Annotated in this window: 17 protein-coding genes and 1 pseudogene; all 18 read right to left on the bottom strand. The window is 49.7% G+C overall.

Annotation, left to right across the window (positions count from 1 at the left end):
* Positions 1-801 carry an outer membrane lipoprotein carrier protein LolA gene (locus DYH48_RS19700; protein WP_115335703.1) on the bottom strand — a complete coding sequence of 267 codons (801 nt, stop codon included), beginning with the start codon at positions 799-801 and terminating at the stop codon, positions 1-3.
* Positions 801-1,232 carry an acyl-CoA thioesterase gene (locus DYH48_RS19695; RefSeq protein ID WP_063884990.1) on the bottom strand — a complete coding sequence of 144 codons (432 nt, stop codon included), beginning with the start codon at positions 1,230-1,232 and terminating at the stop codon, positions 801-803. The genes DYH48_RS19700 and DYH48_RS19695 overlap by 1 nt, the downstream gene beginning before the upstream one ends.
* Positions 1,229-2,803: an HAL/PAL/TAL family ammonia-lyase gene (locus tag DYH48_RS19690; RefSeq protein ID WP_115335702.1), complete on the bottom strand. Its 1,575-nt coding sequence runs from the start codon at positions 2,801-2,803 to the stop codon at positions 1,229-1,231. The genes DYH48_RS19695 and DYH48_RS19690 overlap by 4 nt, the downstream gene beginning before the upstream one ends.
* Entirely contained in the window at positions 2,800-4,689 is a 1,890-nt protein-coding gene (locus DYH48_RS19685) for a glycosyltransferase family 2 protein (protein ID WP_115335701.1), read from the bottom strand. The genes DYH48_RS19690 and DYH48_RS19685 overlap by 4 nt, the downstream gene beginning before the upstream one ends.
* On the bottom strand, positions 4,683-5,087 hold the full coding sequence (locus tag DYH48_RS19680) for an ApeI family dehydratase (RefSeq protein ID WP_115335700.1): 405 nt from the start codon (positions 5,085-5,087) through the stop codon (positions 4,683-4,685). Before DYH48_RS19680 ends, DYH48_RS19685 begins: the two co-directional genes overlap by 7 nt.
* The gene (locus DYH48_RS19675; protein WP_115335699.1) at positions 5,080-6,444 is read right to left on the bottom strand and encodes an AMP-binding protein; all 1,365 of its coding nucleotides are present in this window, start codon (positions 6,442-6,444) and stop codon (positions 5,080-5,082) included. The genes DYH48_RS19680 and DYH48_RS19675 overlap by 8 nt, the downstream gene beginning before the upstream one ends.
* Complete coding sequence (locus DYH48_RS19670; RefSeq protein WP_115335698.1) at positions 6,441-6,989, bottom strand: COG4648 family protein; 549 nt, start codon at positions 6,987-6,989, stop codon at positions 6,441-6,443. Before DYH48_RS19670 ends, DYH48_RS19675 begins: the two co-directional genes overlap by 4 nt.
* A complete protein-coding gene (locus DYH48_RS19665; protein WP_115335697.1) occupies positions 6,989-7,237 on the bottom strand; it encodes an acyl carrier protein in 249 nt (82 codons plus the stop codon). The genes DYH48_RS19670 and DYH48_RS19665 overlap by 1 nt, the downstream gene beginning before the upstream one ends.
* A 9-nt stretch (positions 7,238-7,246) precedes the next feature.
* The gene (locus DYH48_RS19660; RefSeq protein ID WP_006079824.1) at positions 7,247-7,501 is read right to left on the bottom strand and encodes a phosphopantetheine-binding protein; all 255 of its coding nucleotides are present in this window, start codon (positions 7,499-7,501) and stop codon (positions 7,247-7,249) included.
* Positions 7,488-8,360, bottom strand: coding sequence for a lysophospholipid acyltransferase family protein (locus tag DYH48_RS19655; RefSeq protein ID WP_172481217.1), 873 nt, complete (start codon positions 8,358-8,360; stop codon positions 7,488-7,490). The genes DYH48_RS19660 and DYH48_RS19655 overlap by 14 nt, the downstream gene beginning before the upstream one ends.
* Entirely contained in the window at positions 8,353-9,087 is a 735-nt protein-coding gene (locus DYH48_RS19650; RefSeq protein WP_115335696.1) for a beta-ketoacyl synthase chain length factor, read from the bottom strand. Before DYH48_RS19650 ends, DYH48_RS19655 begins: the two co-directional genes overlap by 8 nt.
* 355 nt (positions 9,088-9,442) lie before the next feature.
* A complete protein-coding gene (locus DYH48_RS19645; RefSeq protein WP_115335695.1) occupies positions 9,443-10,339 on the bottom strand; it encodes a DUF3014 domain-containing protein in 897 nt (298 codons plus the stop codon).
* Positions 10,340-10,537: 198 nt separating this feature from the next.
* Positions 10,538-12,613, bottom strand: a complete 2,076-nt coding sequence (gene recG / locus DYH48_RS19640) for an ATP-dependent DNA helicase RecG (protein WP_115335694.1) — start codon at positions 12,611-12,613, stop codon at positions 10,538-10,540.
* A 184-nt stretch (positions 12,614-12,797) separates the two neighbouring features.
* Positions 12,798-13,376 (bottom strand): response regulator transcription factor, encoded by a 579-nt coding sequence (locus DYH48_RS19635; RefSeq protein WP_115335693.1) that lies wholly within the window; start codon positions 13,374-13,376, stop codon positions 12,798-12,800.
* Positions 13,376-14,455: pseudogene (locus DYH48_RS19630) on the bottom strand (sensor histidine kinase). The gene DYH48_RS19635 and the pseudogene DYH48_RS19630 overlap by 1 nt, the downstream one beginning before the upstream one ends.
* 132 nt (positions 14,456-14,587) lie before the next feature.
* Complete coding sequence (locus tag DYH48_RS19625; protein ID WP_115335692.1) at positions 14,588-15,292, bottom strand: hypothetical protein; 705 nt, start codon at positions 15,290-15,292, stop codon at positions 14,588-14,590.
* A gap of 214 nt (positions 15,293-15,506) precedes the next feature.
* Positions 15,507-16,451 (bottom strand): calcium/sodium antiporter, encoded by a 945-nt coding sequence (locus DYH48_RS19620; RefSeq protein WP_071940439.1) that lies wholly within the window; start codon positions 16,449-16,451, stop codon positions 15,507-15,509.
* A 179-nt stretch (positions 16,452-16,630) separates the two neighbouring features.
* The gene (locus DYH48_RS19615; protein ID WP_006079836.1) at positions 16,631-18,295 is read right to left on the bottom strand and encodes an AMP-binding protein; all 1,665 of its coding nucleotides are present in this window, start codon (positions 18,293-18,295) and stop codon (positions 16,631-16,633) included.
* Between the last annotated feature and the right edge of the window lie 7 nt (positions 18,296-18,302).

Genomic DNA, 18,302 nt, shown 5'->3' with positions numbered 1-18,302 from the left:
CTAAGGTTTGCTCGCCTCGCCAGCCAACGCATACTGCGCTAATTCGGCTTCGCTGAGTGTGCCTTGGGAAAGCGCACTAAAGTCGATGCGGGTCATATCCTGTGGGCTCACATTCGGCGCGGCGCTCAGCAGCACTAAGGACTGCAACACATCGCTACCTTCTAACACCATATTGGCGATAGCTTTTTTCATTAAGGGATCTTTGGGCGTCAGGCCTAATTGCCATTGGCCGTCTGGGCTCAAGCTTTCTATTTTTAACCTTTCTGTTCCTAAAAAGTGTAATTCGAAGTTTTCGCTTAAACCGGAAATATCCCCGCCGAGCATAGCGCGCACTAGGCTGGGCAATAAATCGCCCATAACGGCGGCGCTTGCCGAGGTGTCGGCCTTGCTGATCTGCACTCGACCTTGGCTATCGCGCTGGATCAGTTGCTTATCTTTTAAAATCAGCAGGGATTCGAAGGGCTTTATCTGCTGCCAAATCAGCCCTTGGGTTTGATCGAAGATAAACTGACCTTGGCTGATTAACGGCTTTTTGAGCACCTTTAGCTGCCGAGATTGCACAAACTGACCTCTCACCGTTTCGCCCAAGTTAAGTTTTTGGCTTAAGGCGACAAGCTGCGCGGTATCCGCACTTTGGCTAAAGAGTGCTTGATAATCGCCGGGTGCAGCTAAGGTTTCAGCCTTGAGTGGCAGGCTTATCAAAGCACAAGCCAAACTACAGGCAATGCAGAGGAATAATGCACACTTAGCCAGCACAGGGTTCTTCGTCAGCGCAGAGCTCTTGGCGAGTACTGAGTTCATTAGTCTTCCACCTTAGCGAGCAGGGTGGCGATTTTGTCACGGAACACATCTGGGGTAACAAAGCACAATTCTTGGGTGCTCATATCGACCGCCGCTTGAATGGTATAACCCTTAGTGATGCGCGCACCGGTTTCGACATCGCGAATTTGATAATTGATCTTTAAGCGGTTTTCCCACTCAACTAACTCGGCGCGCACTGTGATTTTTTGCTCGAAAGTGCTGGCTTTGACGTACTTAATCTGCAAATCGATAATCGGCCACGCATAGTTAGATGCTTGCATTTGGCGGTAGTTGTAGCCCAACTCATCGAGCAGTTTACAGCGGGCTATTTCGAAATAACGCAGGTAATTGCCATGCCAAGTAATCCCCATAGAATCCACATCGTGGAAGGGGATTTGCATTTCCATATCGATAGTGAGCAATGATTTCATCGGCACACTTCCCATTCGCCCGCTTGGATTTTAGCTATGGTTTGGCGCAGCACAGTTTCGAGCGGCCTATCTTCAATTAAGGTTTCAAAATCGGCGCGCACTTGAGCGAGGGTTTTCGCCAATGAGGGTGTGAGCGAGGCTTCGCTCAGTTCATTTTGGGCGATACGCAGACCAATACCTTGGGTCATGGCAAGTAATGCAGCCGCTGCGACTTGTTCGGTCAATTGCAGCACGCGCATACAGTCGCGGGCGGCGATAGTGCCCATGCTCACCTTGTCTTGGTTGTGGCATTCGGTCGAGCGTGAAAACACGCTGGCCGGCATAGTGTGCTTGAGCGCTTCTGCCGTCCAAGCCGACACGCCAATTTGTACCGCTTTAAAACCATGATTAATCGCGCGGCGTGGACCGGTTGAGCCAGATAAGTTGGCAGGTAAGCCATTGTTAAACTTAGGGTCCATTACTAGCGCCATTTGGCGGTCGATAAGATCGGCTAAGTTGGCCACAGTATTTTTCAGTGAATCCATCGCAAAGGCGATATGGCCGCCGTAGAAATGGCCACCGTGGAGAATATGCTCGCCTTCGCCGTCGACAATCGGGTTGTCGTTGGCGCTGTTGACTTCGGTTTCGATAAACTGACGCATAAACGGCAGCGCATCCTGCAACACGCCGATAATGTGCGGCGCGCAGCGGATGGAATATCTGTCCTGCAGACGATCTGAATTACGTGGATGTTCGTGGTGATTCAAATCTTCCCGTATCCAAGTGGCGATTTGGTTTTGCCCCGGATGCGGTTTGGCGGCAAATAAGATTTCATCAAAATGGTTCGAGTTGCCTTTTAGCGTTAACGAGGCCATGGCGGTAATGCGACTACTCAAGCGAGCAAGATATTGTGCGCGATCAAAGGCTAAACAGGCCAAGGCCGTCATCACGGCGGTGCCGTTCATCAGGGCTAAGCCTTCTTTTGGCCGCAGGACATGCTGGGTGATGTTGAGTTTAGCGTACACGGCTTGAGTCGCTTGGCGCTCACCTTGGTAAATCACTTCGCGCTCACCGACTAACACGGCGGCTAAATACGACAACGGCGTTAAATCACCACTGGCGCCGACCGAACCTTCCTCTGGGATGACTGGCACTATGTTGAGATTCAGCAAGGTTTCGATGCGCTTTAATAGCTCATAGGTCACGCCAGATTTGCCAATGGCTAAGGAGTTTAAACGGCAAGCCATCACAGCGCGGGCCTGCATTATGCTTAAGGTCTCGCCTAAACCGCAGCCGTGGAAGCGGGTTAAATGCAGTGGTAATTCGTGGACCAGATCTAAGCTCACATTGACTGTGCAAGAGTCGCCATAACCTGTGGTTACGCCATAGACCACGCCTTCTTCGTGCAGCAGGCTATCGATAAAGCGCGCACCTTTTTGAATATATTCTTGATAATCCGCATCGTCACAGAGCTTGACTGGCGCGCCTTTGGCGACGGCAACCACTTGTTCTAAGGTAAGAAATTGACGGCCGAACTCAACAGTCTGTAGGTCTGATTGACTCTCGGAGTCGGCTGCTTTGGTGTGGCTCATGAATGCTGTGTCCTGTCTGTCTTATGATCCTGCTCTGGGATCGGCGATGATGCTGAAGTTGTCGGTAACGGATTGGGCTGTACTAAAGGCGATGGGGTGCGTTGTAGCTCGTTGTCTTTGCGCCAAAAATCGAAGAAGTTAAACCATTGCAAAGGCTCGCGTCTGGCGAAGTATTCTAAACGTTCGCTGTAGCGGTTGACGGCCTGCTGTAATCTGTCCATTCTGCCCGCTCTTGGGCCTTTCAGTGTTTCGGCGAAGCGTTCTAAATGCACCCGATAACGACCTTGTTCCCGCAGGCAAAACATTAAAAACACGGGGCAATCGAGTAACCCTGCTAAAATAAACGGCCCCTGTGGGAATGGCGCATCTTGACCCATAAACGGCGCGTACATGACGCGGCCTTGGGTATTCGATGAGGTTCTATCGCCCGCAATGACCACCAGTTCACCGTCCTCTATTTTTTGCTGCAATAGCATAGACGTTGCAGGATTTAGCTCGGTCACTTGAATAAGATTGAGCGTGCTATCTGGGTTTAACTGTTTGAGCACCTTATTGAAGTTTTCCGCATGGCTAGTTAGCACCATGACGTTTACTTTGACTTTGCGCTGGTGGATTGAAATGGCGCGGCAAAGTTCTAAATTACCCAGGTGCGACACTAATAACACCGCGCCTTTGCCGCTTTCGAGCTGGTCGGCCAGCACTTGGCGGTCGGGAAAATCCACTTGGCTCAATTGGATACGATCGCACCAGGCATCGATTCTATCGAGTGCGGCATTGCCAAAGGCTAAAAAGTGATTCAGGCTATCGCGCCAGCCTACAGGCTGATTGAGCTTAGGGTGTTGCGGCTCAAGTTTTTGCACGCGGCGCAGAAAATCTAACGAGGCTTCACGGGTGACTTTGCCTGTGAGGAAAAAATAGCAAATCACCGGATACATAATGGCGCGGCATAACCAATGGCCGCCAAAGCGATAGCTCTCGGCTAACAGTTTGATGCCCCAGTAACTGCCGCGCTCCTTCATGCCAGACCAATGGGTGGCTGAAGTTGATGATGTTGCTGGAGTCGATTGTGTTGCTGACGAGCAATCGGAAGTTTGCACGACTTGGTGCTGCGATTTACGCTGTGATTTACGCTTCAATAGCCAAGGCAGGCGTTTGAGCATGCCGAAAAATAACTTAGTGTGCAGCTTAGTGATGCGCACATTATCTGCTATAGCTTGAAAGTGACTGACGCCGCCTTCGGGATAAATCACCTTAGTCGGCTGGAATAGAATCTCCACCCCTTGCCAGTAAAGTTTAACTAGGATTTCGATATCAAAATCCATTCGTTCCGTTAAGGCTTGCTGGCACAGTAATCGCTCGGTGGCGGCCAGCGGATAAACGCGAAAGCCACACATAGAATCTTGAATATCAAAGCTTAAGGTTTCGACCCATACCCAAAAATGGGTTAGGTAACGGCCATAAAGCCTGCCCTTAGGTACAGATTCATCGTACTCAGGCTTACCCGAAATCAGCGCATCGGGTTTAGCTTGTGCCCTTGCTAACATAGCCGGAATATCAGCGAGATTATGTTGACCATCGGCATCGACCTGTAGCGCATGACTAAAGCCATCGCGGTAGGCACGGCGCAGCCCTGTCATCACAGCGGCGCCCTTACCACGATTGTACGGATGCAGCAGCAAAGTCACCCAAGGATAGGTTTGGGCTAAGGATTGCAATAGATAACGGGTTTCATCATTGCTGCCATCATCAATCAAATAACAGTGCAGATTAAACTGGGCGAGTTCGGCCAAGGTCTGGGCAATCGCGGCGCTGTGATTGTAATTGGGGATCACTAAGGCGAGTTTGATGGGTGCCGACTCAACGAGGTCGCTGGGAGGCGTTAGCACTGACTTGCCTCATCGCTAATGTTGGTAGCAGATTTGCTGTTAACGGGCGTGCTATCAAAGGCGATACGGCCTGAAGCGTAACGGTTTTCACCATCAATATAGGCGAAGGTGAGTTTTGCCTTAGCGGCATTGTTGCTAATGCTTAAGGTGACTTCTTGGCCAGGCAGTATGAGTTGCTGAAACTTAAGCACTTCTAAGTTAGCGACCGCCTCTGAATAACCGAAATGTTGGCAGCCTAAACGCACCGCCCAATCTAATTGCGTCACGCCCGGCAACACGGCTTGTTCGGGGAAATGGCCGTTAAAATACTCAAGGTCGGCCGCCACTAACAGACGTAATTCAATGTTATCAATGCCGATATCGGAATACAGGATCGGCGGTAAACTCGATTTAATCATGATCAAATAACTCGACTAACTGGGCAGTGACACGCTTACCCTGAGTGTTAAGCGGTAAAATATCGGGATAACGCCAGCGGCGTGGCAGCGTGACGCGCTCAAATTGGGTCAGTAAATGTGCTTTTAGGGCATTGTTAATACTGAGTTTGCCCTGTTCTTGCAGCACGTTTTTACCGAGTTCTGACAAGGTCACCACTGCGCCAAGTTGGGATTTAAACTGTGGCAGCACGACTAGTGCAGCTTGCTCAACGTAGGCGTGGCTGCACATGAGGGTTTCCATTTGCGCTAGCGACAGACGCTTCTCTTCAATCTTAACGATGCGATCGAGTCGGCCCTTGAGTCTAAACTGGCCATTTTCGGTTGGTTCGATTTTATCTTCGCAGCGCAGCCATTCATCGTCAGCCAAATAGGGCGATTTTAGCAGCAGGGCGCCGTCGGTCGGATCTTGATCTATTGAGATGCGGTCAAACACTTGCCAAGGTTCATCGGCCTCATGCTGACGGCGATAGGCGATGCCGCCCGTTTCTGTGCTACCAAAAATTTCGATGGGCAGGTGACCATAGCACTGGTTGACGCCTTTGGCCGCGGCAAAACTTAATGGCCCGCCAGAGCTAAATACTAAGCTCGGTGAGCGCAGTTGCCGCTCGTGCTCTAGCGCTTTAGGCAGGCGCGATAACTGGGCTGGGCTACTGATCAAACACAGGTTTGGCAGCAAGGCCGTGTAATAACTTAGGGTTTCTGGATATTCAATCTGCTCGCTTAAAAACGGTCGACTGGCGGCGAGCGGCCACAAAATCTTGAATAACAGACCGTAAATATGCTGGTGGGAAACCGTGGATACTACGCTGCAATGGGGCAAATGCTCGGCAAAAGTATGTTCGAGCACAGACACTTCGATATCTAACTGTTCAAGTGTTTTACGGATCGCCTTAGGTTCGCCGCTGCTGCCAGAGGTAAAGAGCACTAACTCACCGATAGCCTCGCTCGCGGGCCAAGGTTTGTTGGGCAGGCTCAGCTCCTTTTTCAGCAGCACAAAAGCTTGGCATTCGCACAAAGGCTTGTCTGACAATATGCCATCAAACTGGTGCGTTAACTCGCTCAAGGTGCCGGTTTGGGTGTTGGGAGGCAGGATAATTTCTTTGCCCGCTAACAGCGCGGCACATAATCCGACGGCAAACAGATCGCTGGTATCACTCGCGAGCAGCCATTTTTTCTCGGGCGCGGCGAGCAGTTGCTCGTAAAAATACGCCACCTGATTGGTAAATAATGCACCTGTGACTATGTCGTGGTGATTAAAGCTGATCAGTTGTTGGGCAAAGGGCCCTTGGGTTAACCAGTTTTTGAGTAGCTGTGTCATGTTTTCTTCAACCAAAAGCTGCGATATAACCACTCCCCACCGAGGAGCAGTCCCATGAGTACGTATGCAATCAAACCGTTATACAAGGTCCAGGTTGCTAAGCTAGTAAAGCCAGCGGTATAAGCCGCCATCGAGCCATTTAAGATAAATAAGCCGCACCAAAGTAGGGTGACTTTTTTAAGATACGGAATGGCTTCATCCGGTAAATCGGGTTCTTTCAAGCGGGCTAAACGCTCTATCATGCATGGGCCAGTGTGCAGTGAATAACTGAACAGAGCCAGCATAGTCAGATTTATTACCACTGGGTAATACAAAAGCCAGTCGCTTCGCTTGGCAAGATAACTGCCTGCCGTAAGCGCAATCCCCACCAACAGGGGCAATACTAACGTCTTAACCTTTTGCTTTTGTAGCATTAACCGCACAATCAGCAATAAACACAGCACGAGCGCTATGGTGCCAGCAGGCAAATAATTCAGCCCGAAATACACGGCAACCGGATAGGCCAGCAATGTGAGGGCGGTTAAGACTTGTAGCAAGGCGCGCATTAGTCTTTAACTAAACCTTCGATGGCATTAACCACATCGTTGACTGTGCGAACGGATTTAAATTCATCGGGTTGGATCTTTCTACCCGTCAGTTGCTGCAGCTTGATCACTAAGTCGACGGCATCAATACTGTCGAGATCGAGCTCTTCATACAGGTTGGCCTCAGGCGTAATCGCCTCGGCCTCAATTTCGAATTCATCCACTAAAATAGTGGTCAGCATAGCGAGGATTTGTTCACGATTTTGCATATTCCTCTCCTATGGACGCTGTGATTCGATAAAGCTAGCTAAGCTGGCAACACTGTGGAAATGGGCCTTAGTGGCATCCGAATTAGCTTCGATTTTGACATCAAATTTTTTCTTGATGGCTAAGCCGAGTTCGAGGGCGTCGATTGAATCTAAGCCTAGACCTTCGCCAAAGAGCGGCGCATCGGTTTCAATATCATCAATACTGACGTCTTCAAGATCGAGACAGTCGATGATTAACTGCTTTATTTCATTATTTAAGTTCATAATTATTTTCGAGTTGTTGTTTATAGTAGTGTTCAAGATCCCGCGTCAGCTGCCGGGCCATTTTTGCATGCTCACCTAAAGCCGCTTGGTACTTCTGGTAAGAAACTGTTGCGCCGATTTCAACGGCCATCCCCATGGTTTGCCTTGGGATCTCATACCAAGGTTGCTCCTTTGTCAAACCACGGACATTGGTACGCAGCACCACAGGTAAAATATCGGCTTCGGCTCTTAAGGCAATGTTGGCTGCGCCGCGGGCAAAGTCGTTAATGGTCGCGCCGACAACCGTGCGTGTGCCCTCGGGGAAGATAATTAAATTGGTGCCTCTCGCGAGCACTTCGCGGCAATCCTCTAGCATAAGTTCGGCGCCGCGATTGGGAATATAACCCGCGCAGGACACGACACCACGCAAAAACGGATTACGCCATAAACCTTGTTTGACTATGCAGCCCGCATTGGGCATGAGGCTTATCAACACGACCACATCCACTAAACTGGGATGATTGGCGATCACGATAACGCCTCTGGCGTCATGCAGTTGTTGTGCTCTATGGGTACTAACGTGGATCACGCCCGCCCAAGTGAGCATGGCGACAAAACCTTTGAACATCAAATGTACGGCCTTTTGGACTCGAATAATCCGCGCCTCGGGTGTACCAGGCCAGAAACGTAGCAAAGGTAAAATGGTCAAGGAGCTTAACAAGCCGCCTAAGCCAAAGGCGATATAACAACTCACGCCGCCTAGCCAACGTGACACATAATTCAGCCCTGCGCGGCGAGTTTCCGGCGGGCTATAAGCGGCATTGTGCATTGAATCTTCATAACCCTTGGTGGCGTCATGGCTGTGGGCAGTATTAAACATGCTCTAGCTTCCAATGCCATTGGGATAAGCAGCCTGAAATATTTTGCGCTGTCGCGAGTGCGTGGAGCAAGGCGCCATAGGTCAAAGGATTTAATGCTGTCGACTCTGAGATGCGGCTCACTGTGAGCTTGACCGAAGCGGGCGCATCGAAGGGCGCGAGCTGTAGACCTAGGGCCAAAGGCAATTCAAATTCTTGGGTAAACTCGTCGTACACAGGTGGCACAGGATCATCACCGAAGACTAACAGCAAGGGCTCTGGCGACTGGTGTAACTGGGCGAAGGCTTCAACCATAGCTTGTGATAGGGTTTCGGTACCTGCGGCAACTGAGGTCGACGGCGCGGTATTGGCCGCCACTATGCCAAAAATGCCGCTGGCGGTGTTGTGCACCGACTGACTAAACCCTAAGGGCGATAAGGGCTGTTTGGCGATAATGTCTTCGAGCAGTCCGATAGTGCGCTGCAACTCACCGTGGCGCGAGGCAAAAATAGAGCGGCAGTTTGCCGGCATATCGCACTGAAAGCTCACCTCTAGCATCATCTTAGTTAAGCGACTAAAGCGGCGGCGTTGCATGGCGGGAACGTGTTTGAGTGCGGGAGCTATGGTATCAGACTGTAGTGTGTCGAGATTTAATTCAGCCGAATTTTTGCACCAAGTTTGCCAACTTTGCGGGTGCTGATATTGGGGGGCCCAAGCGCCCCAAGAGAGAATGCTGAATGTTAGTTGCACTACTTTGCCTCGACACTAAATTTAAGCTGTCTTAGTTATCCCTAACTAAGTTAGAACATTGATGGATTGTCATACCATAGTGAGGTGTAAACGCGTTTGATGAATGACGATGACGCTAGGAATGCCCTCTACAGCGGGGCCATTCTACACTATGCCCCGCGTTTTTATGAAGCCATTTGCATTATGTGGGTTAACGTAATGGGATCAAGTGCTGTAATTTTCAGCGGTTAGATCGAATTTCTGTAACAAATATCGCAATAGCAGTCTCATTCGATAGGCTTTTTTATCCAAGCGATTTGCGCTCAAAATGAAAAAAGGCGCACTGAGCGCCTTTTGTCTTAACCACGGCAAGGTTTTACTGCGCCAGTTGGTTCTCGAGTTTGCGTAGAGCGACTTTTAGCTTGCGGGTATTTTCTGGACCCATACGGATCAGCAGTTTTTGCGCGCTAGGTAGTGCCTCTAAGTTAGGGTCAACAAATTGATAGTTAACGCTAATAGAGCTCAGCTCAATCGGATCTTCAATGATAGGCGCCGCGAGCAGTATTTTAATCGCTTGCAGCATTCTGTCGTTGAATTTAGCGTTGCTGTAGCCGAGTTCGGTAAAGGCTTCCTCTAGCATAGGCGTCATTTGCTTATAGGTGACCATTAACGTCTGTTCGTCCATTTTGGCAATCGAGTCAACATAGGCATCGTATCTGTGGAAACCCTCAGGATTTAAATACACTTTGTTGGTGATTTCAGAAACCGAGAAATGCTTCTCTGGGCCTTTGAGTGGACTCACTTTACGGGTCAATTCGCCCTGAGCTAAGTTATCGACAAACACCACAAATTGGCGCGCGAGATCTTGCTGCACTAATGCAGAACCCAGCACATTGTTATCGATAATGGCGAGGGCTTTTTGTTGTACGAATGCATCACTTTCAGCCAGCGCGGGTACAGGTTCAGCAATAACTTCCGGCTCAGTTACCGCAGGGGTTTCTGTGCTGTTGGTGTTTGTTTCTGTAACAGCAGGCGTCGTCTCAGTGGTTTCTGGCTCTGGCGCACTTTCGAGCGTCATTGGCTTAGATGGCGGTGTTTCAGGCAATACAATTGGCGCGTTAGGGATGAGTTTAGGTGAATCTGAGTCACCGCTGTAGTAATAATATCCTCCGGCAGAAAGTAGCACGACGAGCACTATCGCAAAAAGCGCAAAGCGATTACTGCTAGAAGAAGTCTCTTGAGGTGTTATTCTATCATCTTGATTAACTTGCATTTTACATCCTTCGCTTGAGTGTCAAGGTAACTTGGTGAATACATGCAGCTAACATTAAAGTGCAAGAGCGGACTATTGGAATACCGCTGGTTCATTTTGCAAGTTTCCATGCGCTTGTCTATAGCGCTTAGCTGAACATAAACAATTTATTTTGAGTATCGAGGCAGATGTCACTCCTCGGCCTTTACCCTTTACTGCCTAAGCCTGCACATAGTGCTGCTTGTGCCCGAGCCAACGTAAGATAATCGCATCGACTTTTTCGGGGGCCTGCGCCATCACATGATTTGCCAGTTTTTGAATATGCGGGATCAAAGCTTGATCGCGCACCAGATCGGCAATTTTCAGCTCGGCCAGTCCCGTTTGCTTAGTGCCAAGCACTTCACCTGGGCCACGAATTTCTAAATCTTTCTGCGCTATGATGAAACCGTCATTACTTTGCCTGAGTACACTCAGTCTTTGGGTGGCGGTATGGCTCAGTGGCGCCTTGTAGAGTAACACACAATGGCTTGCGATGGCGCCTCGACCGACTCGTCCGCGCAGTTGGTGTAGTTGTGCCAAACCTAAACGTTCAGGGTTTTCAATGATCATCAGGCTGGAATTAGGCACATCAACGCCTACTTCAATCACGGTTGTCGCCACCAGTAAATGAATTATGCCCGCCTTAAAATCGGCCATAATTTGCTGTTTTTCGGCACTCTTCAATCTGCCATGCACGAGACCGATATTGAGCTCGGGCAGGGCGAGACGCAGTTCTTCGGCGGTGTCTTCGGCGGCTTGGCATTCGAGCACTTCGGATTCTTCAATCAGAGTGCACACCCAATAGGCCTGACGTTTATCTGTGATGACGGCGTTACGCACCCGTTCAAGCACTTCGTTGCGGCGAGAATCGGCAATCGCCACTGTGGTCACGGGTGTCCGTCCCGGCGGCAGTTCATCGATAATTGATGTGTCGAGATCCGCATAGGCTGTCATCGCTAGCGTGCGCGGGATCGGCGTTGCCGTCATGATCAATTGATGCGGGTGGAAACCTTGGCTCACGCCTTTTTCCCGCAGACCTAAGCGTTGGTGTACGCCGAATCTGTGCTGCTCATCTATGATAATTAACGCAAGTTTGTTAAAGACCACATGCTGTTGGAAGATGGCATGGGTACCAATCACCATCTGGGCGGCGCCGGATTCAATATCCGCAAGGGATTGCGCTCTGACCTTACCTTTGAGTTTACCCGCCAGCCAACCGACCTTAAGTCCGAGTGGCTCAAACCAAGCGGCAAAGTTAGTTGCATGTTGCTCGGCCAATAGTTCAGTCGGTGCCATCATGGCAACTTGATAGCCGTTTTCAATCGCTTGAAGAGCTGCCATCGCCGCGACTAAGGTTTTACCTGAACCTACATCCCCTTGCACTAAGCGCATCATAGGGTGCGGTTGTTCTAAATCTTTGCCTATATCGGCCACCACTCTTTGCTGGGCGCCTGTGGGCTTAAAAGGCAAAGCGGCAAGGAAGGGATTGAGCAACTGCCCCGTGGCCTGCATGGTGACGGCAGCGTCTAAATTACTGCGCTGTCTTAGGCGTAACATGCTGAGATTATGGGCGAGTAATTCTTCCTGCACGAGTCGCTGCTGGGCTGGGTGTTGGCCTAACTCTAAATCAAACTGTGAGATCCCCGCAGGAGGTCGATGCAGCGTTTGCAACGCTTGTTTAAGGCTGATGTTGTTTGGTTGCAACTGCGGTGGCAGCAGCTCAGTTAAGCCGCCATCTTCCAGTAATACCAAAGCTTGCTCGGTCAGCTTGAGCCAACTTGCCTGTTTTAATCCCTCAGTTGTGGGATAAATCGGCGTTAGGGTATCACTCAGATGAACATCTTCACCGGGATACACGACTTTATATTCTGGATGCACTATCTCAGCTTGATGGCCGCCACGGCGCACTTCACCGTAGGCGCGGATCATCAAACCGTTTTGCATGGCATTACGCTGGGCGATAGAGAAGTTAAAAAAGCGCAGGCTCAAGCTGCCCGTATCGTCGCGCACATTGCAGACCAGCATACGCTTGCGGCCTTGAATGATTTGCGTCGATTGGATTTCAGCTTCTATGGTGCCGTAACTGCCGGGCATGAGGGCGGCAATCGGATAGATTTGGGTTCTGTCTTCGTAGCGCAGGGGTAAGTGAAACAGCAGATCTTGTACTGTTGTGATGCCGAGCTTTGCGAGTTTCTCCGCGACCTTTTTGGCGACGCCTTTGAGGTCGGTGATCGGAACAAGATCCAATTGCTGCAAGTCGTTAGCACTCAATCACTGTGAATTTATACATATATTAACAGAGAATAAGCGTAAGGCAATCTCAAGCAGAATGAGGGACTTATTTGCCAGCATAACTAACGTCAGTTTGCGGTCCTTAGGTTTCGGCTAAGGCCGCAGAAATTGTCGATATGAACGAAAGAGTGGTTAACCGTGAGCGTGTTTATAGCCAGCCCTTTTGTTTGGCGATGCGTGCTGCGTCGATTCGGTTGCTGGCATTGAGTTTAGCTATGGCTTCGGAGAGGTAGTTACGCACTGTGCCTTCGGCGATGTCGGCGGTGGATTTGCCTTCACTGGCGAGGCGTAGGGCGCGGCGCTCTTTATCGTTGAGTGGGTCAACGTCACCAATTGCCATCATGGCAAGTTCAGGATCGATAACCCGTTTACCCGCCATAACTTGTTGAATCGCGTTGACTAAGGTTTCTGAGGGCGCATCTTTTAGTAGAAAACCGCCGACTCCAGCTTCGATAGCACGTTTGATATAGCCCGCGCGGCCGAAGGTGGTGATGACCACTACCTTAGTTTGACTATGTTGATCCTTTAACCAAGCTGCCAGCTCAAGGCCTGTGCGGCCGGGCATTTCGATGTCGGTTAGCAAGAGATCAAAGCTTTGCTGTTTGAGTAGGCTTAGGGCCTCGTCGCCGTCACTCGCTTGGGTGATATTAAATCCTCCCGCAAGCGTGAGGAGTGCGGCAAGCGCGCCTCGCACCATGGCTTGGTCTTCCGCCAATAAAATCTTCATTAATCTGTTGCTCCCTGCAAAGGTAAACTGACGGTAAATGCATATCCCTGTTCGAGATTATAGCTCAAGCTGCCGCCTAAGCTGTCAAGACGTTCGCGTATCCCCGTGAGGCCATTGCCTTCAGCGATAGGTTTACTTGTGCCATTATCTTTGACCTCAACGACTAGCCTATCTGCTTGCTGAATAAAGTCGATAATACATTGGCTTGCGCCGCTATGGCGTAAAATATTATTCACTAGTTCAGTGACAATTAATCCCAGCTGGCTCTCCATTCTGGCGGGCAGTTTAGGGATATTGCCTGTCAGCTCGACACTGACTCCTTTTTCCCTCAATAGTTTACACAGTTGCGTCACGCTATCCGCGAGACCCTTATGTTTGTAGTCAGATACGGTGTGACGAATTTGGCTGAGGCTCTCACGGGCAATTTGGCCGAGTTCATTAAGCTGGATTGTGGCCAGTTGGTATTCTTGTTTTGCCAGCAGTTTTTCGGCCAGTTATGCCTTAAGCGCAATCGAAGACAAGCTGTGGCCCATGATGTCGTGTAGATCGCGGGCAATGCGTTCTCGCTCAACCATAGCCGCTAAGGTACTAATTTCTTGGGTGCTTTGCTGTTCTTTCAATTTATGTTGATGACGCCTGCGTTCGGCTACGCCAAACATGCCTACACCGAGTACCAATCCTGAGCCGTAAAGCGGAAAGTAGTAACTGTTAAAGTCGTAAATCTCATTGAGGGCAAACAACAGGCCGATTAAGGCGGCAATAGCCAACAGACAGGTTCTGAGTGGATAAAAAAAACCAATGAAAAAAGCGGCAAAGGTGAATAACGAGATAGATCCTGGGTTGATTGGGGTGATTGCTGTGGCGATGGCCACCATCATCAGAATGGGGCGATAGGCGCTATTCTGATTGCACTTATAGGCCCAAAAATAACTAGCAATAAAAGGAATCAGCACGGCAAAGCTAAGGGCGATTTTCCATGCTGGATACGCATTGATGGCAAGCGGAATAAGATAAAACACTAAGTTTATCAAATACACCCAAGCGAGTTTTCGTTCGAGCTGAAGATGCGTGCTTATCATAATGCCTCCGTGAAACTGTGTTGACTGTTAATCGTTGTTCGTTGAATGCCCGAAGCTGACATCTGTGTTGATTTATTCTGTTTAGGGATTGGCGCTGGGGTCAGCGCCATCAGTCCCTGTTAACAACTTGGTCTAGTTTGCACTTAATTGCTGATTTTGTTGAAGCAAAAATTTTGCCCAACCGTAATCTGCTTGCACTTTTATAGCCTGTTGCCAATCTTCACTCGCGCCTTGGTTATCGCCTAATTCCTGTTTAGCGAGCCCGCGCCACGTGTAAGCTTCGGCTTCCCCCCAACAAATGTCGTCGCAAGGTTGGGCGAATCTTTCTATGGCCGTAGTGGCGAGCGTCTTAGCATTTTGCATGCTGCCGCCAAACATAGCTGGCGTGTTATAGGCGGCGATCGCCTTAACCAAGGCGACCCGTGGATTTTGGGATTCTAACTGTTCGGCGTTGGCAATGGCTTTGGCAGATTTCATCCCGAGAGTTGCGCCTTTGCTATTATCTAAGGCGATTTGCATGCCATAAACCGACGATAACAGCGCGAGGGATTCCGCGTCAGCTTGGCTGGTTTCTAAGGCTTCTAATGCCGTTTGCGCATTAGTCAGTGCACTGCTGGCGAGGGCTTTTTGTCCCATGACATTGGCACTGATGGCTAAGCGATAGTTCGCATAGGCTTTATCGTAATCTTGGGTGCTGGCACTCAGTTGTTGCAGCTGCGCTAGGTTCATCGAGTTTGAGGCCGCATCTATGCTGGTGATGTTGGCGTTAGAGGGCGACGCTGCAAACGCGTGGCTGCTGATAAGCGCTAAGCTTGAGACGATTAATAATGTTTTCATGGTATTTCCTTATTGAGTAAGTTTCCCCGTGTTTGGGTACGGACTCATTATCAGAAATTCGACAGGAAAAATGCAGACACAAAGGTCATGGCTTTAGCATGACAAATGTCATCAGTTTAAGGGTGTTAAATTTGTCTTTTTTTAAAAGTGCGAAACCCAGATAGCAAAACACCGGAGAGGCTCCGGTGTTCTAAGTGGATATTACCGCTGAGTATTATACCAAAGCTTGAGCGCTCGCTTGGTTGATCAGGTAACCCATGTAACCTAAATAGGTCAGTAGCAGCACAGAACCTTCGCGGCGGCCGATGCGTAATCCCGTCCATGCAAAAGGCAGAATCACTATGGCTAAAGCTAACATCACCATAAAGTCGAAGGGTTGGAAACCGAGTGACGATACTGGATGAACTATGGCGGTAACGCCTAAAATACCCAAAATATTGAACAGGTTAGAACCAACAACGTTACCGATAGCGATATCGCTTTGACCTTTTAGTGCCGCAATTACTGAGGTCACTAACTCTGGCATACTGGTGCCAATCGCCACGATCGTTAAGCCGATAATGACTTCACTCACGCCGAAGGTTTTCGCTAAATCTACCGCGCCGTTCACAAATAGAATACCGCCGCCAACTAACATGCTAATGCCGACTAGGATGAACAGGCCAGAAAGCAGTGGGTTATTGGGACCCGCTTCAATCTCTTCTTCATTCTTGCTGTTTTTCGAGCTGATATAGCTAAAGGTTAAATATCCGAACAGTAGAGACAGCAGTACCACACCGTCAATAAGGCTGAGTTCGCCGTCTAACAAGAGCCCCCAGAACAGCATAGAAGCCAAGATCATCAAAGGGATATCTCGCTTAACCACTTGGGATTGCACTTGGATAGGGCGGATTAAAGCCGTGATCGCTAAGATCAAACCTATGTTGGCAATGTTGGAGCCGATAACGTTACCTAAGGCGATACCACTGTTTCCGGCGAGGGCAGATTTGACACTCACGGCCAGTTCTGGTGCGCTAGTACCAAAGGCAACAATAGTTAAACCTATGATAAGTGGCGTAATACCTAAGCGTAGGGCGATAGCACTCGCGCCACGCACTAGGGCTTCGGCGCCTAAGGTTAAAATAATAAAACCGCCAATAATCGAGAGTGTAATGAGCATCACGGGACTTTGTTAAACCTATATTGAATGAGAAAGTACAAGGGAATCATCCCTTAGCCGACTGGCGCACATGATACGTGGTTTTATCGAAATTTGACAGAATATGTCATAAAAAAGCACGCCGAGGCGTGCTTGATTTGTGCCGATAACCATATTGGCCATCTCTCTGTTTAGTCGAGTTATTTTTGCGTTAACTCATCTTCCCAGCGAACTTGGGCGCCACGAATGCCATCAACTCGTTCGCTAAAGGCTTTTTCAAGCACATGGCGTTTGATCTTAAGCGTCGGTGTCAGTACATCGTTCTCAATCGTCCAAGGGTCGTTAACCACGATAATGGCATCGACGTGTTCGTGTGATTCTAAGTGCGGATTCACGCTATCGAGTGTCGCCTTGAGTGAAGCGCGGACTTCTTCGCGGGCCTGCAAACTAGCGCCTTCGGATAATTGCACTAATGCGACCGGATGCGGCAGGCCAGAGCCAATCACGCAGATCAGTTCAACATGCGGGTCCTGCGCCAATTTACGTTCGATAGGCACAGGCGCGACATATTTTCCCTTGGCGGTTTTGAAGTTGTCCTTCACTCGGCCAGTAATGGTCACGCAACCATCGGCATCAATAGAGCACAAATCGCCAGTGTGGAAGAAACCATCGGCGTCGAAGGCCGCTGCAGTGGCTTCGGGCTGTAGATAATAAGCCGTCATTAACCCAGGACTCTTAAGCAGCAACTCCCCATCTTCACCTTGGCGGATCTGACAATCCTCAACCGGGCGACCCACAGTGCCAATTTTACGGGCATCGAAGGGGTAGTTGATAATCGAGTAGGCGCAGTTTTCTGTCATGCCCCAAGCTTCACAAATGTTCAGACCAATGCTGTGATACCAGTGGATCAGCGACGGCGGAATGGGCGCAGAGCCAGAGCCGAGCAAACGACAATGGTTCAAACCTAAGCCTTTATGGATTTTGTGCTTCACTAAGCTGCTGATTAACGGGATCTTCAGCAATAGATTCAGTTTACTAACACCAATTTTGTCTATGATGTTTTTCTGGAACAGGCTCCACAAACGCGGCACTGAGAAAAATACCGTCGGTTTTGCCCTTTGCACGTCGGCGACGAAGGAGTCGAGACTCTCGACGAAGGCGACCACGCTGCCGGAATAGAAGGATGAACCTTCAATCGCGACGCGCTCTGTGATGTGCGCTAAAGGTAAATAGGATAACAATCTGTCATTGCCGTCGGTGCGCAAATCACGCACTACCGCTTGGCAGGTCCAGCCATAGCTGGCGAAGGTTTGAATCGCGCCCTTAGGTTGACCCGTCGAGCCAGAGGTATAGATAAGTGTCATCACTTGATCAGGCAGCGGCAGCGGCGCATCAACTAGTGGATAACCTAGTTTAAGTAATTGTTCCCATTGATATTGGGCTGGCATTGTATCGTAGGGCATAGCAAGGCGTAGCAGCTCGCCGCCGACACCGGCTTCTTGGTCGGCCCAATGGTCGAGCTTGCCGAGGAAAATGGCTTTTGCACCGCTGTGTTGCAGCACATAGCGAATGGTATCTGTGTTGGCCGTTGGGTAAATCGGCACGCTAACATAGCCGCCGTGCATTAACGCGAGGTCGGTGATAAACCATTCGGCGCAGTTTTTAGAGAGTACGGCAATCTTATCACCGCGCTCTAGGCCTAGATGCTGTAAGGCACCGGCCAGTTGTTGCACTTTTTCTTGAACTTCGGCCCAAGTAAAATCAAGGAATTGACCCTTGATAGGTTGGCGTAAATAGACTTGATCCCCCTGAGTCTTAGCCCAGTGCGCCAGCATTTCAATTGGCGTCTTAATCGCTGTATCCATTGGCAAT

This window comes from Shewanella baltica (assembly GCF_900456975.1).
Classification (GTDB): domain Bacteria; phylum Pseudomonadota; class Gammaproteobacteria; order Enterobacterales; family Shewanellaceae; genus Shewanella; species Shewanella baltica.
The sequence above is the reverse complement of the archived record's forward strand: the minus strand, read 5'-3'. Positions and strand labels throughout refer to the sequence as shown.